Genomic DNA, 23,980 nt, shown 5'->3' with positions numbered 1-23,980 from the left:
TAATATGAGCATGTTTAAACCATTTAGAAAATTCGGGATGACTCATGTTTCTGTGAATAGAACCATTACCTATCCCCTCCCCAACCTGATACCCTTCAATTGGCTCTAGCGGAAGCCGGCATTCACCTCTTCCAGTACTGCACTGCCAGGACAAAGCTCCTTTTCGCTGAGCCGGTTCAGGGGGGTGGCGCTGGTGTGCAGGGTAGCATGCAGGTCCTGACTAAGGGGGTTTAGGTACAGCAGTCCTGTCAAAATCTCTCCCCTGACCCTTGCCTGCTGCAGAGCCCCAGCGGCTGAAATACGGTTGTTGGGATCCCACTCCTGCGCCAGCTTATGGAGCAATAGGCTACTGCCATCATGCATGGAAATAAGCGCATCAGTCCCTTTTTCATACGCCACGCGGATCTCTCCTTTCTCCGGTACAAAATCAACCGTGCCGGTGGCTTCCAGATGTTCCCGCACGTAATCGTAAGATTTTGTGGATCCCTTGTTGTTGTTGAACGTAACGCAGGGTGATACCACATTGATAAAGGCCATGCCCGGGTGGCGAATAGCGGCTTTTATAAGGGGGATCAGCTGCTGTTTATCGCCGCTGAAGCTCTGTGCCACAAAACTGGCGCCCAGCTCTATGGCCAGGCTGGCCAGGTCAATGGCTTCAAAGGGGTTAGGCGTTCCGGCCTTTCCTACCGAACCGGCATCGGCGGTGGCAGAATCCTGCCCCTTGGTAAGGCCGTAGCAGCCATTGTTCATGACTATATACACCATGTTCAGGTTGCGCCGGATCACATGCACAAACTGCCCCATGCCGATGGAGGCCGTGTCGCCATCGCCCGATACGCCAAAATACACCAAGTCCCGGTTGGCCAGGCTGGCGCCAGTAGCCACCGACGGCATGCGCCCGTGCACCGAATTGAAGCCATGCGAATTGCCCAGAAAATAGGTAGGCGTTTTGGAGGAACAGCCAATGCCCGACAGCTTGGCCACTTTGTGCGGCTCGATGGAAAGCTCAAAGCAGGCCTGCACAATGGCCGCGCTGATGCTGTCGTGCCCGCAGCCGGCACATAGGGTGGACAGGGCCCCTTCGTATTCTTTTTTGGTGTAACCGATGGTATTGCGGGGCAGCCTGGGGTGCCTAAACAAGGGACGCAGGTAGGTCATGGTAGTGAGATTGGGTGTGGGAAAGGTAACGGCTGATCTGGCCGGCGATGCACTGGGCTGTAATGGGCATGCCATCGTAATTCAGGACCGGCACCAGCTTATCGGGGGTCGGCAAAAGCTCCAGCTGCAGCAGGCTACGCATTTGGGCGTCTCGGTTCTGTTCTATCACAAAAATGGTGCGGTGCGTGCGGACAAAGTCCGCTACTTCTTCGCCAAAGGGAAAAGCCTTCAGCCGGATGGCATCCAGCACCAGCCCTTCCTGCTGCAGCAAATCCCGGGCCTCCTGAGCGGCATAGGCCGAGGTACCGAAAAATAGCATGCCCAGCTCGCTGCCCTGCTTCTGCTGGTAGCGCTCCGCAGGGGGTACCAGTTTTTTGGCCGTAGCCCACTTTACCAGCAAGCGGTCCATGTTGCGCTGGTAGGCGGCGCCATCTTCGGTATAGGCCGCCCACTCATCGCGGCTGGTGCCCCGGGTAAAGAAGGCCCCTTTGGTGGGATGGGTGCCCGGGTAGGTACGGTAAGGGATGCCATCGCCATCTACATCCCGGTAGCGGCCAAAGCGGCCCATCCCCTCCAGCTGATCGGCCGAAAGCACTTTGCCCCGCTGGTAGGCCCGCCCCTCCTCCCAGGCCAGGGGTTCGCTCAGGTGATCGTTCATACCCAGGTCCAGGTCGGTCATCACCATTACAGGGGTTTGCAGCTGCTCGGCCAGATCAAAACTCAGGGCGGTCAGTTCAAAGCACTCCGCCGGGGTGGCCGGAAGGAGCAGCACATGCCGGGTATCGCCATGCGAAGCCAGGGCGGCCAGCAGCAGGTCCGACTGCTGGGTGCGGGTAGGCATGCCTGTGCTGGGGCCTGCCCGCTGCACATCAATCAGCACGGCCGGCACTTCGGCAAAGTAGGCCAGGCCCAGGAATTCCTGCATCAGCGACAGGCCCGGCCCGCTGGTGGCGGTAAAGGCACGGGCGCCATTCCAGTTGGCGCCGATAACCATGCCCATGGCCGCCAGCTCATCTTCGGCCTGCACCAGGGCGTAGGCCTTCTCGCCTGTTTTCGGGTCGGTGCGATACTGGTTAGCCCATTCCTCAAAGGCTTCGGCTACAGAGGTCGAGGGGGTTATGGGGTACCAGGCCATGACGGTAGCCCCACCCCAGACAGCCCCCAGGCCACAAGCCGTGTTGCCATTAATGAGTATACGGTTGCCGATCAGGTCCCTTCGCTCCAGCCGAAGGGGCAGAGGGTACTCAAAATGCTGCTGCACATACTGCATGCCCAGTTTTAGGGAGCGGATATTGGGACCAATGAGGCGTTCCTTGCCGGTAAACTGCTCGGCCAGTAGCTGTTCCAGTACCCCGAATTCTATCTGGAGCAGGGCGGCCAGGGCTCCTACGTAGATGATGTTTTTGAACAGCTGGCGCTGGCGGGGGTCCGTAAATTCTTTGTTGCACATTTCCATCAGGGGGATGCCCAGGTAGTGGATATCCTCCCGCAAATAGGCCTCCGAAAGACGTTTGGTGCTGTCGTACAGAAAATATCCCCCCGGGCTCAGGCTTTGCACATCCTGGGCCATGCTCTGGGGGTTTACGCAGACCAGCAGGTCGATGCCCTCCCGCCGGCCCAGGTAGCCCTTTTCGCTTACCCGCACCTCATACCAGGTGGGCAGGCCCTGGATGTTAGAGGGGAAGATGTTTTTAGGCGTAACCGGAATGCCCATACGGAAGATGGCCTTGGCAAAGAGAAAATTGGCACTGGCCGAGCCTGTCCCGTTCACATTGGCAAAGCGTACCACAAAATCGTTTACCTTAGGGGCGGCAGCGGCTGAAGTCATGATTTCCGGCTTTGGTGACAGAGTAGAAAAACTTTTGCATGTCCCAGGCAGATGTGGGGCAGCGCTCGGCACAAAGGCCGCAGTGCAGGCACACATCCTCATCTTTCACCATGACCCGCCCGGTTTGCAGGGGGGCCGACACCAGCAGCTCCTGCTCCTTATTTTCTGCCGGCACCAGTAGTTTCTGACGCAGTTCTTCCTCCGGCGCATTGGTGATGAACGTAATGCAGGAAGTGGGACAAACGTCCATACAGGCATCGCACTCAATGCAGCGGCTTTCAGTGAACACGGTCTGCACATCACAATTCAGGCAGCGCTGGGCTTCCTTATAGGCCGTGGAGGGCGCAAACCCCAGCTCTACCTCCTGCTTAATATTTTTGAGGGTCACTACTTTTTCGGCCTGTGGCACCACATAGCGCAGATCGGCCGCCACGGCACTATCATAGCTCCATTCGTGGATGCCCATTTTTTGGCTGAGCAGGTTGGTATAGGGAGCAGGGCGCTCCCGTACGGATTTGCCCTGGCAGAAGAGGTCGATGGAAATGGCGGCCTGGTGCCCGTGGGCTACGGCGGTAATGATGTTTTTGGGGCCGAAGGCGGCATCCCCTCCAAAGAATACGCGGGGGTGGGTAGACTGGAAGGTAAGGGGGTCAACCACCGGCATATCCCATTGATCAAAGGCCAGGCCCAGGCTGCGCTCAATCCAGGGAAAGCTGTTTTCCTGCCCAATGGCAATGAGCACCTCATCGGCTTCCAGAAATACGTCCGGCTCGCCGGTGGGCAGCAGCTGCCGTTTTCCCCGCTCGTCATAGACCGCTTTTACCTTTTCAAACTTCATCCCTACCAGCTTACCCCCCTTTAGCTCGAAGCTCAGCGGTACATGGTTGTCATAGATCTGGATATCTTCATGCAGCGCATCTTCTTTTTCCCAGGGCGAGGCCTTCATGTCGGCAAAGGGGCTGCGCACCACCACCTTTACCTGCTCGCCCCCCAGCCGGCGGGCGGTACGGCAGCAGTCCATGGCTGTATTGCCTCCCCCCAGCACAATCACCCGCTTGCCAATGGTACTGATGTGCTCAAAGGCCACTGAGGCCAGCCAGTCTATGCCGATGTGGATATGGGCGGCTCCCTCCTGCCGGCCGGGCAGCTTGGGCAGGTCCCGGCCCCGAGGAGCGCCGGTACCTACAAATACGGCATCGTAGCCCCCGTCCAGCACCTCCTTCAGGCTACGCACATAGGTGAGGAACTGGGTATGGATGCCCAGGTTCAGAATGTAGTTAACCTCTTCCCTGAGTACCTGCTCGGGCAAACGAAAGGCGGGGATCTGGCTGCGCATCATGCCGCCGCCCAGGATCTGCTCATCGAAGAGGTGCAGCTCATAGCCCAGCGGGGCCAGGTCCCGGGCTACGGTAAGGGAAGCCGGCCCGGCGCCGATCAGGGCTATTTTTTTGCCGTTGGGCGAAAAGGGGCCCTGAGGCATCAGTTGCTGCACGGCCCCTTTATTATCGGCGGCTACGCGCTTGAGGCGGCAAATGGCCACAGGCTCCTCCTCTACGCGCACCCGACGGCAGGCAGGCTCACAGGGGCGGTCGCAGGTGCGCCCTAGGATGCCGGGAAACACATTCGATTCCCAGTTGACCATATAGGCCTCGGTATATTTTTCGGCAGCAATCAGGCGTATATATTCCGGCACCGGTGTGTGGGCCGGGCAGGCGTACTGGCAGTCTACCACTTTGTGGTAGTACTCGGGATCTTGGGTGTTGGTAGGCTCCATATGCACAAGGGGCAAAAAATGGAACAGGATAAAAAGATGCGAAAGCTGAGCTCTCCTATAAATTTTGCATTTTTAGGCGAATTTCCTAGCATTTAGCACTTTTTCTATTCCAAAACCTTCTGATACCCAGACCCATGCACTCCTGTCCATCAGCTTTAGCACTGTCTTGGGGGTAGTAGGGAGTTTTTCTACTGCATATGGCACTGAGCGAACGCTGTTGTCCATTCTGTTGTCCAGGCATATACATAAAAAGAAGCAGGCAAAGGGGGTGAAATGATCCCCCTTTGCCTGCCTCCTCTCTGCAGGGCATAGTTCACAGCCTGGTGCCAGCGGGACCAACTTTTCGCTTAGCCCCTGTTAAAGCCTGTTCTGGCAAAAGCGTCGCCTGCAATCAGACAGCTTTGTAACCGCTTACCGTAATGCTCAGCAGCTGATGGCCGGAGGCACGGTACTCCTCCAGTTCCTCTTCGGTAAGATGTTGCAGCAGGAGGTCATCGCTCAGGGGCAACTGCTTTTCCGTATGGATCACAAGCTCCTGAAAGCCAGCCTGCCGGATGGTCTGCACATAGGCCTCCTTTTCAATAGCGCCCGATATGCAGGCCGCATAAAGCTCGGCTACCCCCTTCAGTTTGGCAGGCAGCGGCCCAGATAGCACCACATCGGAGATGCAAAAGTGTCCACCCCTGTTCAGCACCCGCCAGATCTCGCCAAAGGCAGCCGCTTTGTCGGGCACCAGGTTCAGCACGCAATTGCTGATAACGGTATCAACTGTTTCGTCTGCAAGGGGTAAGTGCTCAATCTCGCCCAGGATAAACTCCACATTGGCATAGCCCAGTTTCTGCTTGTTGGCATTGGCCTTGTTCACCATGGCAGGGGTCATGTCTAGCCCGATAATCTTCCCTTTTTCGCCCACCAGCGAGCGGGCCACAAACACATCGTTTCCGGCGCCAGCACCCAGGTCCAGCACGGTTTGTCCCGGTTCAATACCGGCAAAGGCTACCGGAATACCGCAGCCCAGGCCATAGTCGGCCTCCGGCAGGTAGCCGGGCTGGTCCAGGTACGCCTCGCTAAAGTCTGTGCCCTCTGCAGCAGTTCCGCAGCAGCTACTGGCGATAGATGGAGCCGTGGTGGAACAGCAGGATTGCTGATGAAGCACTACACCGGTGTAGGCTTCCTGAATGGTTTTTTTTATCGAAGTCATCATCATACTAGGGTTGATTCACCCTAATGACGCCCTGCCACCTGAAAAGACGCAGCCTAGAAGGAAAAAAATAAGCATGCCTAAAAATGCCTGCCATTCAACCCGCCAATCACTAAGAAGCAAAAAGGAGCAGGCGGGCGTAGGCGCTGAAACTGGCTATAGGCACTTCTGCCACCATCCTTCTGTACCTGAGTAAGCTTTTGGCCATCCAGAAGCTTTCTACTGGCCCGAGGCTGTATTTCTGCGGAGTTCTTCTTCGTAAGCCAGGGCAAATGCCCGCATCTGCTCAATAAGCGGCATGGTTTGCCGGCCTATGGCAGTGAGTTGGTATTCCACACGTGGCGGTACTTCTCCGAAATTCTGCCGCAGTACCAGGCCACTTTCCTGCAGGCTTTTTAATTCCTGTATCAGCATCTTTTCACTGATATCGGGAATATTTTTCCGGAGCGCCGAAAGGCGAAAGGGCGCATGATGCAGCTGAAACAAGATCAATAATTTCCATTTCCCCCCCAGCAGTTCCAGGGTAGTTCTAATGGGGCAGCGGGCCGTTATGAGTATTGCCTCCTTATCCATACACACAAAAAGGTTAGTATAGCAGCAAGAGTTTAGTACAGCCAAAGTAAATAGTTTAGGGCTGAAATGTAAAAACAAGCTTTAGAAATGAAAAAAATCGCACTATTTGGCGCTACCGGTCAAACAGGTCAGAAGTTCCTGGAAGCGGCCCTGGCAAAGGGGTACTCTGTAAAAGCCCTGGTACGGGATGCCCGCAAACTTCCTCAGGCATCTGACAGGCTTGAGATCATCCAGGGGGATGTGTTAACTGCAAAGGATGTAGAAGAAACCATTAAAGGCACGGATGTGGTGGTGAGCCTATTTGGCCATGTAAAAGGCTCCCCTGCCTGGCTACAAACCAATGGAACCAGAAATATCGTATCGGCCATGAACCGCCAGCAGGTAGAGCGCATCATTTCCTTATCCGGAGGCGGGCTTCCCTATCCTGATAAAGACAGGCCAAAGCTGGCAGATCATCTGATCAGGACCATTATGAAACTTGCAGTGCCTAAAATACTGAATGATGCCATTGCCCACGCCGATGTGCTAAAAAGCAGTTCCGTTACCTGGGTTATTGTACGCGCACCCAGACTTACCAATGGCCCAGCAAAAGGGAACTATCGGGTTGGCTGGGTAGGCGTACATGCCAGCACCACCATAAGCCGGGCAGATTTAGCGCATTTTCTTCTGAGGCAGGTAGAAGAGCAGCAGTTCAATTTTCAGATGCCGTTTGTAAGCTACTGAAGCACGCCATGTTATCCTGTAAAAAGTCGTTAAAGGTACGCGGGGGCTCTCCCGTAATCTTCTCAACCCAGGCAGAACGGGGCGGGGCGGACTTAAATCGGGGCAGGTAGTGCAGCATGATCATCACCAGAATAAGCATAACCGGCAGCTTTTGTCGTCGTTTGGCCACAAAGAAAGCAAGCAGGTTAGGCGAGCGGTAGCGGATGGGCGTGCTGGTAACTTTACTGAGTTTATCGGCCATTTGCTCAAAGGTCAGTAGCTCGTTGTTGGTCAGATCATAGGCATTATTCCGGTAGAGTTCCGGATTTGCCAGCACCCGGGCGGCTACCTTTCCTATATCTATCACATCAATAAGCGAAAAGGGGGCATTTCCTGCCGGCACATAGAGTTGTCTGCGTAGCCTAATATCATCCAGCAGCGTGGTGGTGAAATTCTGCATAAAGTAAGCAGGTCTGAGAAAGGTATACGGGATCCTGCTTGTCTCAATCAGCTTTTCAATTTTATGATGGGGGATAAAGCTACTTGTAGCGGCCCCCTGTACGGATAAAAAAACAATGTGCTTTACCCCCGCTTTTTTGGCTTCTTGCACAAGGGGGGCAAAATACGTTTTTACCTCTGAAATATGCGGTGGGCGAAGCAGAAACAGGACATCCACCCCCTGCAAGGCTGTCCCGTACGTACCTGAGTCAGTAAAGTCAAAGGGTCGGATATGATGACAAAGGGGTGCCAGCTGTGTAGATTCCTGAGGCTTTCGGGCGCCTGCAATAACACTGTGGGGGTGCTTGTGCTGAGAAAGCGCTTTCAGCACTTCCATCCCAACATTGCCTGTAGCCCCTGTAATCAGTAGTGTACTCATACTTGCTGGAGGTGAATTGCTACTTAAAAAGGCTTTGTGTAGCGTAAGCCTGCTCATGCTTTTGGCCGGCTTGCAGCTCTTTATGCCACACAGCCCCTTGGGTTTGTGCAGATGGTGTAAAGTAGTCCAGGGAATAGAGAAACACTATGACTTTTAACCATATTCAAAAAAGAAATGCGCTTGGTTACTCTCATGGATAGCCCTCTGCTGCTGGCTGCTTTTCTCCAGCTGCCCCTGTGCCGGCTTTTTTTGGTGCTGGGCGCACATTCGCCTAAACAAATTCGGATAACTGGCATTTTTCAGTATTTTTGACTGTTACGACCTAGTTACCCCACATACTTGTATCATGAAAAAACCTTTTTATGTCTGGCCTTCTCCTTTTTGGCCCTCTCGGGCTGGGCGCAAAGCCCTGAAGATGCCACCACATATGCTGAAACCATTACCCGGGATGATCTCTATGATCATCTCTCCATCCTGGCCTCTGATGCGCTGGAAGGCCGCGAAACCGGCGAGCGGGGCCAGAAAATGGCGGCCGCTTTTATCTCCCACCACTTTGCCAAGCTGGGCCTGCAGGGTCCGGTGAAGAACAGCGCCGATCCCTATCTGCAAAAGGTGCCCTTTTACTCCAACCGCCCCGGCCAGATCTGGGTGAAGGCAGGTGGCAAGACCTACACCAACCATCAGGAGATCCTCTATCTGGGCAGCGGCCATACCGTAGGGGAGAAAACCTCCGAGCTGGTATTTGCCGGCAAAGGCGAGGAAGCTGATTATGCCAAGCTGAATGTAAAGGACAAGGCCGTGCTCATCCAGGCCGACGACTGGCGCCGTTACCGCACCCTGACAGCCCAGGCCCGCAAGCAGGGAGCTGCTGCGGTGTTTATCATGGCCTCTGCCACGGCTGCCGATCATCAGAAGCTGGTAGAGCAGTTCAAGCCCTATACCCGCGGGGGCGGACTGCGCCTGCAAAAACCTGATCTGAGCAAAGATAATAGTGCCGCCGGCACCTTCTTTATTTCACCCGAGGCTGCAGCGGCTATCATGGGCAGTAGCCCGGCCAAGCTGCAGGAAGCCGCTCAGGAAAAGAACCGTAAGAAACTGGCTGGCATAAAGGCCCGCCCCTTCAGCTTCCAGATTGAGCAGCAGATCACTACCATCGAATCTGAAAACGTTCTGGGCTTTCTGGAGGGCTCCGACAAAAAGGACGAAGTGCTGGTGATCACTGCCCATTACGACCACATCGGCCGCCAGGGCGAGCACATCAACAATGGGGCCGACGATGACGGCTCCGGCACCTCTGCGGTGATGGAGCTGGCCGAAGCCTTTGTGAAAGCCAAGCAAGATGGCAAGGGGCCACGCCGCAGCATTCTCTTCATGCTGGTAACGGCCGAAGAAAAAGGCCTGCTGGGCTCTGAATACTATGCCAGCAACCCCATTTTCCCGCTAACGTCTACTGTAGCCAACCTCAACATTGATATGATTGGCCGGGTTGATCCCAAGCATGAGGGCAATCCTAACTATGTGTACCTGGTAGGGGCCAACCGCCTCTCCAGCGAACTGCACGAGCTCAGCGAGCGCACAAATGCCACCTACACCCAGTTTGAGCTGGACTATACCTATAATGATGAGAATCACCCCGACCGCATTTACTACCGCTCCGACCACTGGAACTTCGCCAAGAACGGCATCCCGGTGATCTTCTACTTTAATGGGGTACATGACGATTACCACAAGCCTACCGACACCATCGACAAAATACACTTTGAGGCCCTGCAGAAGCGCGCCCAACTGGTGTTTTACACCGCCTGGGAGCTGGCCAATCGGGATAACCGCCCGCTTGTAGACAAAGAGCCCGCCAAGAGCAACCCCTGATTGGGCTGATTGGAATAGCTCCTTAATGAAGCGCCCGTGTATGATCGGGCGCTTCTTTTTTAAGGGTATTAATGGGTGCATGGCCCTGCAGGCCATGCTCGTATATGCCGCCCCGTTGGGGCTAGGCCAGGGTGGTGATCTAAGCCCCAACGGGGCAACATAGATAGAGCTTGGCCTGCAGGGCCATGCAATCACCCCAATACCCTATGACCCACACCCCTTTTTTCTCATCTCATATCTGGTCCGGGTGTAAGATTTCTTTTTATTCCGCAGGAACTCATCTGCGGCTCTATACTACCTGAGGGCCTGGGGTGGTTGTCCATGAACCCGCACCCCCTGCTACTGCCCCATCCGCTCACACTTTTTCGGAACCTTCTGGTGATCAGCGGAAAATATCCACACTCCTGAGCCGTTCTGGGGTTGATCAGGCAATGCATGTTCCGGGAGCAGATTTAGCGGTAAAGTACAAGCAAGCCTGCGTAACTTGTACCTTGATTACTACCCGGAGCAGGAAAGCGTGAAGGAGGATCTGGTAGTAGCCATCAGCATTCTGAGCCTGTAACCCGCACTCAGGCATGCTTTTTGCATCTCCAGCTGTATAGAACAGCCACCTACACGCTATTCCTTCTCCCCCACTACAGACAAGACAGGATCCAATTTTGTATAGCGGCTCTTCTGATAAAGAGCAACCCCTATGATACAGATCGAATCATCCATAGAACGGTATCTCTGGACCGATGGCAGCAGCGGCCCGGCCAGCCCTCAGCTTGCCGATGCGCTCAAAAAGCATCTGCGCCTATCGCTACTGCTCAAGCTACCCGGCGATGCCGCCAGCATGCACTCGCTGCAGCTGGCAGAGGGGGATTATCTGCAAGCGGCTAGCGAGCTGCCCCTGCAGATCCTCCAGCGCCTGCAGCCCCACCAGGGGGGCGGTGTAGAACTGCAGCTGCACATCGAGGCCCGGGAAAAAACATATTTTCATCTACAGGGCCGTTTGGAAGCCAGCGGCTTCTCCTACGAGGCGTCCGATCTGCTGCTGCCCGGCTTTTGGTACCGCAAAAACCTGCGCTCACCCGAAAATACCCCCTCTGCCCGCATCAGTACCGGCTGGATGGTGCGGGAAGACCGCCTGAGCAGTCCGCTAACCGGCATTTTTGACCGGCAGCAAAAGAGTAGCTACTCCCTCCTGCGCATGGACCCCATAGTAGAGCATGCCCTGAGCCCGCATAGCCGCGGGGAGGTGATCCTGAGCGGACCCTCCGACCTGGGGGCGCTGGGTTTTGGCGAAGAAGCAGATGTACCCCATCTTTCCTTCTCCTACCCCTATTGCGAAGCCCCTCACAGCTACTACCGCAAGCTGAGCCTGGGCGCCCCTACTACTGCTTTCAGACTGCTGCAGAAAGGCGAACACATACAACTGCGCTACCTAATCCTGAACCTGCAGGCCTACGACTATGCCGATTATATGCGGCAGATCTGGACCCGTTCCTATGACCTCTTTCAGCCCCGGGAAGTCAGCAGCAATACCCTATCGGATGCCGAGATCAAACGGGTCCTGAGCCGCTTCTACCATGAATCGTACGTAAGCGTAGGCAGGCTCCGGGGCTTTTCAGGCGTGCACCTTGAAACGGCTACCTGTAGCCCGGGCAAGCTGCTGGAGGTTGGTTTTGTGGGCCGTGTGCTGCTCAATGCCTTTAACGCACTGGAGTGGGCCCGGGAGCAGGGCGATGCCCCCCTGGAGGAAATGGCCTATTCGGTGATGAACAGCTACGAGAAATGGGGCTTTTCAAAAGAAGGATTTATTCGGGAACTGGTAGGCGAGTTTCATGGCTATCCGGTTCCCAAGGGGGTCTACTCCATACGACGCCAGTCCGAGGGCATTTATGCCATTTTGCTTTACCTGGACTATGAAAAGCAGCAGGGCCGCCACCATCCCCTCTGGGAGCTGCGCCTGCTAAAGCTGCTGGATGCCCTATTGGGACTGCAGCAGGCCGATGGCAGCTTTCCGCGCAAGTTCAGGGGCAATGGAACGCTTGAGGATGCCGTGGGGGGCAGCTCTCCCTCGGCCGTGCCTGCGCTGGTGATGGCCTATGCTTACTTTGGCCAGGTGCGCTACCTGAGGGCCGCCCGCCGGGTAATCGACTACCAGGAGAAAGAGATCATCTCCAAATCAGATTACTTCTCCTCAACGCTCGATGCCGACTGTGAGGACAAGGAAGCTTCTCTCTATGCCGTGGTGGCCCTCTACTACATGGCCCTGGTGAGCGAGGGGGGCGAAAAGATCCGCTATACCTCTCTGGCCAGGCAGGCGGCGTATTTTACCCTCTCCTGGTACTATACCTGGGATGTACCCTTTGCCCAGGGACAGATGCTGGGCGACCTGGGCCTGAAAAGCCGGGGCTGGGGCAATGTGTCGGTAGAAAACAACCACATTGATGTCTATGTCTTTGAGTTTGATGAGGTGCTCAAATGGTTGGCACAGGAAACCGGGGAGCATCGCTTTGCCGACTTTGCCAAGGTAATCCGCTCTTCCATGCGGGAGCAACTACTGCCCTATGAGGGCCGCATGGCCGGCATTGCCAAGGAGGGCTATTACCCTGAGGTAGTGCAGCATACCGACTGGGACTACGGCCATTTTGGCAAGGGCTTTTACAACGATCTCTTTGCCCCGGGCTGGACGGTGAGCTCCATCTGGGAGCTGCTTACCGATAACCGGGCCGCCAACTTCCTTCAGCGGTACCTATAATATAGATTATGCCCCTTCCCTGTCCGGAAGGGGCTTTTTTATCAAAATTGTGTATTTTGATCCGCTCTGGAGCCGAGTACCCCCTCAGGGGCTGCCCTGCTTTCCAAAAACACTCTCCTCCAGTTGTGGTTTGCTAATAGACTCCTGCTGCCCACCGACAGGCTGCCTGCCGGCAATCAACCGGCAGGTGCTGAAAGTCCTAAGAAGAAAACAGCGTATGAAGGTAGAAAAAAATGCATTTGGCTCTCTGGATGAGACAACTCCCATCGATCTGTACACCCTCACCAATGACAAGGGGATTAGTGTAGATATCACCAACTACGGAGGCATTGTGGTGGCCCTGCGGGCGCCCGACCGGGAGGGTAAGCTGGAAGATGTAGTGCTGGGCTTTGAGAGTCTGGAGGGCTACCGTTCCCCTACCTACCTGGAGGAGAATCCCTATTTTGGCGCCATCATCGGTCGGTATGGCAACCGCATTGCCGGCGGCCGCTTTCGCCTTGGGGGAAAGGAATACCGGCTGGCGCAGAATAACGGCCCCAACCACCTGCATGGCGGGCTGCAGGGCTTTGACAAGCAGGTATGGAAAGCCACCCCCTTTACCGCCGGGCATGAGGTGGGCCTGGTGCTGGAGTACATCAGTGAGGCCGGCGAAGAGGGCTATCCCGGCAAGCTGGCTGTGCAGGTAACCTATGCCCTTAGTCAGGATGATGCCCTCAGCATTAGCTACGAGGCCCATGCAGATGCCCCACCGTGCTGAACCTCACCAACCACACCTATTTCAACCTGAATCCGCATCCGGTCCATGATGTGCTCAGGCATGAAGTGGCGCTGCATGCCCGCCAGTATCTGCCGGTAGATCGCACGCTCATTCCCACCGGCGAGCTGCGGGAGGTGGCCGGCAGTCCCTTTGACCTGCGAACCCCCGCCCCCATTGGTACCCGCCTGCAGGAGCAGGATGAGCAGCTGCAGCTGGCCGGGGGCTATGACCATTGCTGGGTGCTGGGAGAGAGTACCGGCCTGCTGCGGCCGGCAGCCACAGTGCTGGAACCGGCCAGCGGACGCCAGCTGGAGGTGCTCACCACCGAACCGGGCATACAACTCTACACCGGCAACTTTCTGAACGGACGCCTGCAGGGCAAAGGGGGTATACTCTATCAGAAACACTGGGGATTTTGCCTGGAGACTCAGCACTTTCCGGATGCTCCCAACCAGCCCCATTTCCCCTCGGTGGTGCTGGAACCGGGCCAGACGTATCAGAGCCAGACGGTCTATCGCTTTTCGGTAAAATGATCCCTTTCTCTTACCTTTCCGGCACTGTTTGTCGTGCCCCACGTTTATGAATCCACATCCTATTGCCACCACCTTTACCCGTCTGTTTGGCGGCCAGCCGCTGCTGGTGCGCTCCCCGGGCCGCATCAACCTCATTGGTGAGCATACCGACTACAATGAGGGCTTTGTACTGCCGGCAGCCATCGACAAGGAAATGATCCTGGCCGTGGGCCGCAATGGTCTGGACCGCTGCCGGCTGTATTCGCTCGATTATCAGCAGCAGCTAGAGGTGCCCCTGCAGGAGCTCCGTCCTTCCCAAACCGGCTGGGCCAATTACCTGCTGGGCGTAGTGGACCAGCTGCAAAAAGCAGGCTACCCCCTGCAGGGCTTCGATTGTGTATTTGGGGGCGATATCCCCATGGGGGCGGGCCTCTCTTCTTCGGCTGCGCTTGAGTGCGGCACGGCCTTTGCGCTGAGCGAACTGTTTGATCTGCGCATCGACCGGCAACTGCTGATCCGCTTTGCCCAGAAGGCCGAGCATACCTTTGCCGGCGTGCAGTGTGGCATTATGGATCAGTTTGCCTCGGTTATGGGCAAAGAGGGCCATGCCCTTCAGCTCGATTGCCGCTCGCTGGACTATACCTATTTTCCGCTGCAGCTGCAGGAGTACCAGCTCATTCTGCTCGATACGCAAGTAAAACACTCCCTGGCCAGTTCTGAGTACAACACCCGCCGACTGGAGTGCGAGCAGGGGGTGGCCGCCGTACGCCGCCGGCATCCTCACGTACAAAGCCTGCGCGATGTTAGCCCTGCCATGCTGCAGGAAGCAGCAGCGGAGCTCCCCCCCCTGGTGATGAAGCGCTGCCGCTATGTGCTGGACGAAAATGAACGCCTGCTGCAGGGCTGCGAGCTGCTCAAAATGGGCGATATCCCGGGCTTTGGCCACCAGATGTGGGGCTCGCATGCAGGACTCTCCAGCCAATATGAGGTTAGCTGCTCCGAGCTGGATTTTCTGGTAAACTTTGCCAAAGAGCAGGCTGGAGTGGCCGGCGCCCGCATGATGGGGGGTGGGTTTGGAGGTTGCACCCTTAACCTGGTAAAGAGCGCCAACAAAGAGGCCTTTCTGGCTGCAGCAGGCCCCGCCTACCTGCAGGCCTTTGGCATTGCCCTGAAGCACTATGAAGTAGCCATACGCGGGGGTACCAGTATACTGAATCCAGATCAGGTAGCTTAACCTGTCTCGGCTGCACACCACCTTTTTTATTCCCTTCCTATGAAGCAGTTCAATTTTGAAGAACATTCGCACCGGCGCTACAACCCCCTTACGGGAGAGTGGCTGCAGGTATCGCCCCACCGGGCCAAACGCCCCTGGCAGGGCCAGCAGGAAAAAGTGGCCGAGGCCAAACGCCCCCCCTATGACCCGGGCTGTTACCTGTGTCCTGGGAATACCCGCGCAGGGGGCGAGCAGAATCCGCCCTACACAGGCACCTATGTCTTTAAAAATGATTTTGCTGCCCTCTCAGAAGATGTACCCGGCGGCAGCATGCAGGAGGGGGAGTTTTTTCTGGCCAAAAGCGAGCGGGGCATTTGCAAGGTAATCTGCTTCTCGCCCCGGCATGATCTGACCATTCCGGAAATGGACCTAGCCGATATTGCTGCTGTGGTGGCTCTCTGGCAGCAGGAATATAAGGAGCTGGGCAGCCTGGACTGGGTTAACTGGGTGCAGATCTTTGAAAATAAGGGTCAGGCCATGGGCTGCTCCAACCCGCATCCCCATGGGCAGATCTGGGCCCAGGAGTCGCTGCCCGATGAGCCGGCCAAAAAACAAAAGCAGTTCAGCCGTTACTACCAGCAACACCAGCGTCCCCTGCTGCTGGAGTACCTGCAGGCTGAGCTCCACAAGGGGGAACGCATTTTATTTGAGGAAGAGCATTTTGTGGCCCTGGTACCCTTTTGGGCCATCTGGCCCTTTGAGGCTATGCTTGTGCCCCGCAGGCCCATTGCCCATATTGGTCAGCTTAGCGCTGCCGAAGCCGGGGGGCTGGCAGCGGCCTACAAGCGGCTCACCATACTGTACGACAACTTGTTTTCGGTTTCCTTTCCCTACTCGGCCGGTCTGCACCAGGCCCCTACCGATGGGCAGGAGCACCCCGAGTGGCAGCTGCACATGGTCTTCTACCCCCCCCTGCTGCGATCGGCTACCGTACGCAAATTTATGGTGGGCTATGAAATGCTGGCCAACCCCCAGCGGGACATCACCCCCGAGGGAGCCGCCAGAATGCTACGGGAACAAGCCAGCGTGCATTATAAAGCAAGGCAATAAGCCAGCCTACCCCACCAATCTTCACAGGAAGTAGCGGAGCCCTAACACCAGTAAGAAAAGGCAAAATCAGCATAGATGCAGGCTGCAACATTTTACCGTTCGCTGAGTTTTGCTTTACAGCTGCTGCATGGGGGTGGCAGGCAGCAGGCAACGCTGCTTCAATTTCACCTGCGGGTTGCAGCCTGCTTAAGCCGCGCAAAAGCCCAAGCTGGGTAGCTAGTATTTTTTAACCTGTGATGAAGCACATACCCCCATCCCATTATGTAGCAGAAGTGCTGTAGTCCGTAAATCCCCAGGCTAAAGACACCCCTGGATACGCGGGCGTACCCCTAATTTTTTAATCACCAGGGCTTGCCCTATGCTTCCAAGATCCCACCTCCATGGCTGAACAAACCCAAAACGCCATTCCCCTCTGGGGAGGCATTGAATGCACCGTACACCGCTTGCAAAATACTTATGGCGATCAGCTGATCCGCAATGGGCACTGGGAGCGCATCAGTGACCTGAAGCTAATAGCCGAACTAGGCATCAAAACAGTGCGCTATCCCCTTTTGTGGGAAAAAATAGCACCCCAGGGCATCAAAAAAGCCGACTGGTCCTGGGCCGATGAGCGCCTGGCCTGCCTGCAGGAACTGGGCATCACCCCCATTGCCGGGCTGCTGCACCACGGCAGCGGCCCCCGCTACACCCACCTGCTGGACCCCGATTTTCCGGAGAAGTTTACCGAATTTGCCCTGGCGGTGGCCGAGCGCTACCCCTGGCTACGGTATTTCACCCCCATTAACGAACCCCTTACTACGGCACGCTTCAGCTGCCTTTACGGACACTGGTATCCGCACAAACGCTCGTCCAGCGCCTTTGCCAAAGCCCTGCTGCTGCAGTGCAAAGCCACCATCATGGCCATGCAGGCCATTCGGGGCCCCATTCCCGAGGCAAAGCTGGTACAAACCGAAGACCTGGGCAAATGCCATAGCACCGAAAAGCTGGCCTACCAGCGCGATTTTGAGAACCAGCGGCGCTGGGCCTCCTTTGACCTGCTCTGCGGAAAAATGGGAGACAACACCCTGTTTAGCGACTACCTGCTGCATGCCGGGAAGGTAGCGGAGGCAGAGCTGGCCTACTTTGCCGAAACCCCCTGCCCACCCGATATTATGGGCCTCAACCACTACATTACCAGCGAGCGCTACCTGGATGAAAACCTGCACGCCTATCCTGCCTGGTCGCATGCAGGCAATGGCCGCCACCGCTATGCCGATGTGGAAGTAGTGCGGGCGGATATTCACCAGCGCGCCGGGCATTATCAACTTCTGAAAGAAGCGCTTAACCGCTACGGCCTGCCCCTGGCCCTTACCGAAGTGCACCTGGGCGCCAGCCGGGAGGAGCAGCTGCGCTGGTTTATGGAAGCCTGGGAAGCTGTGAGCCGTCTGAAAGCTGAGGGAGCCGATGTGCGGGGCATTACAGCCTGGTCGCTCTTTGGCGCTTATGATTGGAACACCCTCATCACCCAGCCTAATAATTTTTATGAATCCGGGGTGTTTGATGTACGGACCGGTACCCCCCGGCCCACCGCTCTGGCCTGGCTGATCCGGCAACTGGCGTCCGGGCAATACCCCTCTCACCCGGTGCTGAGTGCCGGCGGCTGGTGGAAAGTCACCAACCCTCATCACCTGGACCTGCACTACAGCAGTACGCCCAGTGCCCGGGAATTACCCCAGGTAACGGCCATTGAACGCGGCGTACTGTTGGCCCCGGCAGCTGCCCCCCTGCTCATCACAGGGGCTACCGGCACCCTGGGCCGCGCCTTTGCACGGATTTGCGATATCCGCAACCTCGCCTATACGATCCTGAACCGGCAGCAGCTGGACATTACCAGTGCTGCCTCCATAGAAGCAGCCCTGCAGCAGCACCAGCCCTGGGCGGTAGTAAACGCAGCCGGCTTTGTACGGGTAGATGACGCTGAACAGCATAAGGAGCAATGTTTTCTGGAAAACACGCAGGGACCCGTACTGCTGGCAGAGGCATGCCGTCGCTATGGCACCCAGCTTATCACTTTCTCTAGCGACCTGGTCTTCGATGGCAGGCAAAAGACCCCCTATCTGGAAAGCAAGCCGGCAGCGCCGCTGAATGTCTATGGCCTGTCTAAATTCTATGCAGAGCAGAAGGTGCTTAGCCTTCATCCCGATGCGCTGATCATCCGCACCAGTTCTTTCTTTGGACCCTGGGATGAGTACAACTTTATTACCCTGATGCTGCGGGCGCTGGAGGAGCAACGGGTCTTTACCGCTTCCAGCGAACATGTGGTATCACCTACCTATGTGCCCGACCTGGTGCACAACAGCCTGGACCTGCTCATCGACAAGGCCTCCGGCATCTGGCACCTGACCAATCCCTCGGAAGTTTCCTGGGCCGATTTTGCCCTGCGTACGGCCGAGATTGCGGGGCTGAACCGGCAGCTGATCCTTCCAGCTAAAGGCAGTGCGCTGGGATTTAGAGCGCCCCGCCCCGGCTACAGCGCCCTGGGCAGCGAGCGGGGCCTATTACTCCCGGGCTTAGAGGATGCCATAGAGCGGTACCTGAGAGAAGCCGAGACCCTCTCTCCGGTTTAGGCAAAACCTCTGGGGAGCGCACCCACAACAATAAGCAACATATAAGGCAAGCCAGCTTCCGGCAAGCCTGGATAACTCACTTTCAAGGCTCGCCAGAACCAGACGCTCCAACTTTTCACCACCCTGAAGCTGCGCCGCACAGCAGGGGGAATGGGCTGGAAATCTGCGTGTAAAGATGCCTCTTATGCATCTATTTTTCGGCACTGGTTTTTGTAAGGGCATGCAGGGCAGCCGGGCGCCGGATTCTCTTCTGCACTACCGGCATTTTAAATTCCGTTCAGACTCAGCTTGCCGTATACTACCGGTAAAGCTACTTTTTGGCAACCCGCTATGCTCTGCAGTAGGCCGAAGAGCGGCCCTCTGATATTTTGGGATCAAAAAAATCTTCCCGGAAATCTTATATAAACAAAACTTTTCTCACACCTACTTTTTAACGCAACTTTTCCCCTTCATTCAAGTTAAATCACCAACCATAGTACCGCTCTGCCAGAAGGGCATTACTGTAGCCCTGCACTTTTTTGCTATCCAACCCTGCCCCTGATTTTTTATAGAAGGGCAGGCATTCATTTTTTTCATCTATGTATAAAGAAAACCAAGATACAGCGATGCCTGCAGCGACAGGCGCCCCAACTGCTGCAGCGCAGCCCAAGGCAACCTCCTCCTCACACCCTACTGCCCATGTGGCCGGCAATACACAAGCCGCCAACCTTCCTGATCTGGTATGCCTCTCGCATTTGCGCTGGGATTTTGTATACCAGCGCCCCCAGCACCTGCTCTCCCGCTTTGCCCGGCATACCCGCGTATTTTTTGTAGAAGAACCCCATTTTGACGGACCGGAAACGTCCTGGCTGGACGTTTCCCCCCGGGATGGGGGCGTTCAGCTGGTGGTGGCGCACCTGCCCCATGGCCTTTCGCCAGCCCAAATTGAAGCAGAACAGCGCCGGCTGCTCGATGGCTTCTTTGCCGAGCAGGACCTTAAGCACTACATCTTCTGGTATTATACCCCCATGTCGCTGGGCTTTACCGATCATTTTAGCCCGCTGCTTACCGTCTACGACTGCATGGATGAGCTTTCGGCCTTTAAGTTTGCACCGGAGCGCCTCAAGGAACTGGAGCAGCAACTCTTCCAGAAGGCCGATCTGGTCTTTACCGGCGGTCAGAGCCTATATGAGGCCAAGCAGCATCAGCACCCCCGCGTGTATGCCTTCCCCAGCAGTATTGATAAGGCGCATTTTGGCCAGGCGCGCCGGCCGCTGCCCCAGCCTGCCGACCAGGCCGCCATTGCTGAGCCCCGCATTGGCTTTTTTGGGGTGCTGGATGAGCGGGCCGATCTGGACCTGCTGGCGGCAGTGGCCGACGCCCGGCCCGACTGGCAGCTGATCCTCATAGGGCCGGTGGTGAAAATTGATCCCGCCGATCTGCCCCGCCGCCCCAACCTGCACTACCTGGGGGGCAAGCCCTATACCGAGCTGCCGGCCTACCTCAGCAGCTGGCAGGTGGCCATGTTGCCCTTTGCCCTCAATGAATCTACCCGCTTTATCAGCCCCACCAAAACGCCGGAATACCTGGCTGCCGGCAAGCCGGTGGTGTCAACCCCCATCCGGGATGTGGTGCGCCCCTATGGAGAGCAGCAGCTGGTGCACATAGCCGGCAGCCCGGAGGAGTTTTGTGCGGCCATTGAGCAGGCTCTCCTGCAGCACCAGGATGAGGAATGGCAGGCACGGGTAGATGCCTTCCTGAGCCAGATCTCCTGGGACCAGACCTGGCAGGGCATGCTCAGCCTGATGCAAGATGTGCTGCAGCAGCAAAAAAAGGCCTGAAAGAGCCGCATTTTTACAAATTTAACCGAGGAGGAGAACAATGTTTGACTATCTGATCGTGGGGGCAGGCTTTGCCGGAAGTGTACTGGCCGAGCGCCTGGCCTCTCAGCTCCATAAAAAAGTGCTCATCATAGATAAGCGCAACCATATAGGCGGGAATGCCTATGACCATTACAACAAAGAGGGTATACTGGTCCATAAATATGGCCCCCATATCTTTCATACCAATTCCAGTGAGGTATTTGACTACCTTTCGCAGTTTACCGAATGGCGGCCCTATGAGCACCGGGTGCAGGCCAGCGTAGACGGGCAGCTGGTACCCATCCCGATTAACCTCAATACCATTAACCAACTGTATGGCCTGAACCTGACCTCCTTTGAGGTAGAAGATTTCTTTCAGTCCAGGGCCGAGAACATTAGCCCCCTGCGCACCTCAGAAGATGTGGTGGTAAGCCGGGTAGGCCGGGAGCTCTACGAAAAATTTTTCCGCAACTATACCCGCAAACAGTGGGGCATGGACCCCTCTGAGCTGGATAAGTCCGTCACCTCGCGGGTGCCGGTGCGCACCAACCGAGACGATCGGTATTTTTCCGACACCTACCAGGCCATGCCGCTTAGGGGATACACAGCCATGTTTGAGCGCATGCTGGACCACCCCAACATCAAGATCATGCTCAATACGGATTACCATGAGATACTAGATCTGATCCCCTTCCGGGAGATGATCTATACCGGTCCGGTAGATGAGTATTTTGATTTCAAGTGGGGTAAACTCCCCTACCGTTCCCTGGAGTTCAAGCATGAAACCCTGGATGAATCCGTGCACCAGCCTGCTCCGGTGGTAAATTTTCCCAATGAGCACCCCTTTACGCGCATTACGGAATTTAAATACCTGACCGGGCAGCAGCACCCCAAGACCAGCATTGTGTACGAGTACCCCAAGGCGGAGGGCGACCCCTACTACCCGGTGCCCAAACCCGAGAATGCGGCGCTTTATAACAAGTATAAAAAGCTGGCCGATGATACCCCTGGAGTGTATTTTGTAGGCCGGCTGGCTACCTACCGCTACTATAATATGGATCAGGTAGTGGCCCAGGCCCTTACGCTCTTTAAGAAGCTGTCCGCCACAAAAGAAAAAGAGCAGCTACTGGAAGACAGAGCGCCCCTCCACCTGAAAGGTACCGACAGCAGCAGTGGTGGAAGTAAATTAAAAGTCAAAGCACTGAAGGAGCTGGCGAGCACCCTCTCCACTAATGGGAATGGGAATGGCAAACAGAATGGTAAGCACTAAGCATTCCATTTAAGATATCCCAACCAGCAACTATACCCCCTGGCAAGCAAGGCTCGCCAGGGGTGTTTAGTATCAGCTGGTCAGAAATTATCTGATAAAACGTGAATTATGAATTTATTCCCGGAGCGTTTCTATACGAAACGAATCCCCCTTGGCGAAGGCAGGCACACCTTCGCATGGATCAGGCTTTTTGTTGAGGAGCGATAGCTGTTGCCCTAAAAGCTTGCAGATTCCCCTCAACAGGGGAATGACGGATGCGGTAGCGGGCTTGATGTATAACTATCCGCCTGCTTGCTGCCCTTACCCGGCTGCCTGCCCCTGGGCATCGGCAAATTTCTGCCATTTTGCAAACTCTTCTTCTTTCATCACCCGGGGCATTTTTACCTGTCCGCCCATTTTCTTTTCCTGCTCGTTCCAGGCATAAAAAACGTCTGGCGATACGGCCGTTACCTTTACCCCCTTCAGCGCTCTGGAGCGGGCTACCCCATAGTTCTTGTTGGCCTCCTGCAGGTAGGCATCCAGCTCCCGGGCCAGGGCCTCCTCATCGGCCTGGCCCTCAAGGCCCAGGTACCAGTGGTGTATGTACTCCTGCTCAGGCTTTACGGCGGCTACGGTAAATTCAGGAATGGCCAGGTCAAACTGCTTTTCCAGTGCCTGTATGGCCTCATTCATCTTCAGCACGGATAACTGTGACCCTACCACATTGAGGAAATGCTTGGTGCGGCCGGAGATAATGATCTCTGCCCGTTCCACATCGGTAAAGCGCACCGTATCGCCAATCAGGTAGCGCCAGGCCCCTGATACGGTGGAAATGATGAGGGCATAATCCTGTCCCGCTTCTACCTCATCCAGCCGCAGGGCCTTTACCTGCGGCAGGGGATTGCCCTGCTCATCGATATTCTCCGGTTTAAAGGGAACAAACTCAAAGTAAATACCCGAGTTGGTGGCCAGCTTCATGGCCATGGCCTCATTGGGGCGGTTCTGGTAGGCCAGAAAACCCTCGGACGCCAGGTAGGTATCAATAATGGTAATGGGGTGCCCCAGCAGGGCCTCAAAGCTTTTGCGGTAGGGCTCAAAGGCTACCCCCCCGGAGGTAAAAACACTCAGGTTGGGCCAGAGCTCGTGAATATGCTTCAGCTTATGGTACTCGATGATCTTTTTGAGCATCAGCTCATTCCAGGTGGGGATGCCGCTTAGCCCCCCCACGTCCCAGTCTTTTGCCTGCTGGGCTATGCGCGCAACCCGCTCGTCCCAGTCATTGAGGGAAGCTATTTCATCGCCGGGCCGGTAAAAGCCCTTAAACCAGGCCGGTATGTTGCTGGCGGATATGCCGCTGATCTCCCCCTCCAGATGGTCGCCGGCCTGCACCAGGTCGGTTGAGCTGCTGAGCATCATCACCTCCTTATCGTAGAAATCGGCCGGCAGGTCAAAGTTAGCCAGGGCCAGAATCTGCATGACGCCCGTTTTGCGGATGGCCTTCAGCATCTCGTCCGTAACGGGGATGCGCTTGCTGCTCTTGCCCGTGGTGCCGGAGCTGAGGGCATAGTAGCTGGGGCTGCCCGGCCAGGTCACATCGGCCTCACCGGCTAGCTGCCGCTGCCACCACTCCTTATGCATTTTGTCATAATCATGAAAGGGAACTGCTTCGGCAAAGGCCTTGCCCGGATCCTCAGCTTCCAGCAGGCGGGCAAACTGATACTGCCTGCCAAAGGCTGTATCCCGGGCCTCCTTCAGCAGCTGCACAAGCACCTCCTGCTGATTTTCAAGGGGGGAGCTTTCGGGTAATACTTTTTCGGTTAATTCAATTGCAGATTTTATGATCTTGCCAAGCAGTGCCATAGTAGGATGTGGAGATAAGGTGGGTCAGGCCGATGCCGAAGCAAAAAATCCACCCCTCTGACAGGTGGGCGATTTGCTCCATAAGCCGGCGCTCTATCTTTAAC

At 56.0% G+C, this 23,980-nt stretch carries 17 protein-coding genes; 10 read left to right on the top strand and 7 right to left on the bottom strand.

Annotation, left to right across the window (positions count from 1 at the left end; translation table 11 throughout):
• Positions 1-105: 105 nt before the first annotated feature.
• The 5 genes from ADICEAN_RS08365 to ADICEAN_RS08345 all read right to left on the bottom strand — a co-directional run bounded on the left by ADICEAN_RS08365 (position 106) and on the right by ADICEAN_RS08345 (position 6,534).
• Positions 106-1,158, bottom strand: a complete 1,053-nt coding sequence (locus ADICEAN_RS08365; protein ID WP_009195139.1) for a 2-oxoacid:ferredoxin oxidoreductase subunit beta — start codon at positions 1,156-1,158, stop codon at positions 106-108.
• Positions 1,133-2,986 carry a 2-oxoacid:acceptor oxidoreductase subunit alpha gene (locus tag ADICEAN_RS08360; RefSeq protein ID WP_009195138.1) on the bottom strand — a complete coding sequence of 618 codons (1,854 nt, stop codon included), beginning with the start codon at positions 2,984-2,986 and terminating at the stop codon, positions 1,133-1,135. Before ADICEAN_RS08360 ends, ADICEAN_RS08365 begins: the two co-directional genes overlap by 26 nt.
• A complete protein-coding gene (locus ADICEAN_RS08355; protein ID WP_009195137.1) occupies positions 2,961-4,760 on the bottom strand; it encodes an FAD-dependent oxidoreductase in 1,800 nt (599 codons plus the stop codon). The genes ADICEAN_RS08360 and ADICEAN_RS08355 overlap by 26 nt, the downstream gene beginning before the upstream one ends.
• Positions 4,761-5,151: 391 nt before the next feature.
• Positions 5,152-5,961 (bottom strand): arsenite methyltransferase, encoded by an 810-nt coding sequence (gene arsM / locus ADICEAN_RS08350; RefSeq protein ID WP_201766024.1) that lies wholly within the window; start codon positions 5,959-5,961, stop codon positions 5,152-5,154.
• Between the two features lie 219 nt (positions 5,962-6,180).
• Positions 6,181-6,534 carry a winged helix-turn-helix transcriptional regulator gene (locus tag ADICEAN_RS08345; protein WP_009195135.1) on the bottom strand — a complete coding sequence of 118 codons (354 nt, stop codon included), beginning with the start codon at positions 6,532-6,534 and terminating at the stop codon, positions 6,181-6,183.
• A gap of 87 nt (positions 6,535-6,621) precedes the next feature.
• Here ADICEAN_RS08345 and ADICEAN_RS08340 point away from each other — a divergent pair, with 87 nt between their 5' ends.
• Positions 6,622-7,257, top strand: a complete 636-nt coding sequence (locus ADICEAN_RS08340) for an NAD(P)-dependent oxidoreductase (RefSeq protein WP_009195134.1) — start codon at positions 6,622-6,624, stop codon at positions 7,255-7,257.
• Here ADICEAN_RS08340 and ADICEAN_RS08335 read toward each other — a convergent pair.
• On the bottom strand, positions 7,226-8,113 hold the full coding sequence (locus ADICEAN_RS08335; RefSeq protein WP_009195133.1) for an NmrA family NAD(P)-binding protein: 888 nt from the start codon (positions 8,111-8,113) through the stop codon (positions 7,226-7,228). The genes ADICEAN_RS08340 and ADICEAN_RS08335 overlap by 32 nt on opposite strands.
• Positions 8,114-8,452: 339 nt before the next feature.
• Here ADICEAN_RS08335 and ADICEAN_RS08330 point away from each other — a divergent pair, with 339 nt between their 5' ends.
• The 9 genes from ADICEAN_RS08330 to glf all read left to right on the top strand — a co-directional run bounded on the left by ADICEAN_RS08330 (position 8,453) and on the right by glf (position 22,037).
• Positions 8,453-9,982: a M28 family peptidase gene (locus ADICEAN_RS08330; RefSeq protein WP_009195132.1), complete on the top strand. Its 1,530-nt coding sequence runs from the start codon at positions 8,453-8,455 to the stop codon at positions 9,980-9,982.
• Between the two features lie 694 nt (positions 9,983-10,676).
• Positions 10,677-12,728: a hypothetical protein gene (locus tag ADICEAN_RS08325; protein ID WP_009195130.1), complete on the top strand. Its 2,052-nt coding sequence runs from the start codon at positions 10,677-10,679 to the stop codon at positions 12,726-12,728.
• Between the two features lie 217 nt (positions 12,729-12,945).
• Positions 12,946-13,485 carry an aldose epimerase family protein gene (locus ADICEAN_RS23545; RefSeq protein ID WP_009195129.1) on the top strand — a complete coding sequence of 180 codons (540 nt, stop codon included), beginning with the start codon at positions 12,946-12,948 and terminating at the stop codon, positions 13,483-13,485.
• The gene (locus tag ADICEAN_RS23540) at positions 13,479-14,018 is read left to right on the top strand and encodes an aldose epimerase family protein (RefSeq protein ID WP_009195128.1); all 540 of its coding nucleotides are present in this window, start codon (positions 13,479-13,481) and stop codon (positions 14,016-14,018) included. The genes ADICEAN_RS23545 and ADICEAN_RS23540 overlap by 7 nt, the downstream gene beginning before the upstream one ends.
• Positions 14,019-14,064: 46 nt before the next feature.
• Complete coding sequence (galK, locus tag ADICEAN_RS08315) at positions 14,065-15,231, top strand: galactokinase (RefSeq protein WP_009195127.1); 1,167 nt, start codon at positions 14,065-14,067, stop codon at positions 15,229-15,231.
• A 39-nt stretch (positions 15,232-15,270) separates the two neighbouring features.
• Positions 15,271-16,320, top strand: coding sequence for a UDP-glucose--hexose-1-phosphate uridylyltransferase (locus tag ADICEAN_RS08310; protein WP_009195126.1), 1,050 nt, complete (start codon positions 15,271-15,273; stop codon positions 16,318-16,320).
• Positions 16,321-16,700: 380 nt separating this feature from the next.
• Positions 16,701-18,926 (top strand): family 1 glycosylhydrolase, encoded by a 2,226-nt coding sequence (locus tag ADICEAN_RS08305; protein ID WP_009195125.1) that lies wholly within the window; start codon positions 16,701-16,703, stop codon positions 18,924-18,926.
• A gap of 605 nt (positions 18,927-19,531) precedes the next feature.
• A complete protein-coding gene (locus tag ADICEAN_RS08300; protein WP_201766023.1) occupies positions 19,532-20,746 on the top strand; it encodes a glycosyltransferase family 1 protein in 1,215 nt (404 codons plus the stop codon).
• Between the two features lie 40 nt (positions 20,747-20,786).
• Positions 20,787-22,037 carry a UDP-galactopyranose mutase gene (gene glf / locus ADICEAN_RS08295; protein ID WP_009195123.1) on the top strand — a complete coding sequence of 417 codons (1,251 nt, stop codon included), beginning with the start codon at positions 20,787-20,789 and terminating at the stop codon, positions 22,035-22,037.
• A 300-nt stretch (positions 22,038-22,337) separates the two neighbouring features.
• On the opposite strand, the gene ADICEAN_RS08290 is transcribed toward glf, so the two are convergent.
• Positions 22,338-23,876 carry a GH3 family domain-containing protein gene (locus ADICEAN_RS08290; protein WP_009195122.1) on the bottom strand — a complete coding sequence of 513 codons (1,539 nt, stop codon included), beginning with the start codon at positions 23,874-23,876 and terminating at the stop codon, positions 22,338-22,340.
• Positions 23,877-23,980: the final 104 nt, after the last annotated feature.

It is taken from the genome of Cesiribacter andamanensis AMV16 (assembly GCF_000348925.1).
Lineage (GTDB): Bacteria > Bacteroidota > Bacteroidia > Cytophagales > Cyclobacteriaceae > Cesiribacter > Cesiribacter andamanensis.
Note: the sequence above shows the minus strand (reverse complement) of the source record. Positions and strands in the feature narration are given on the sequence as shown.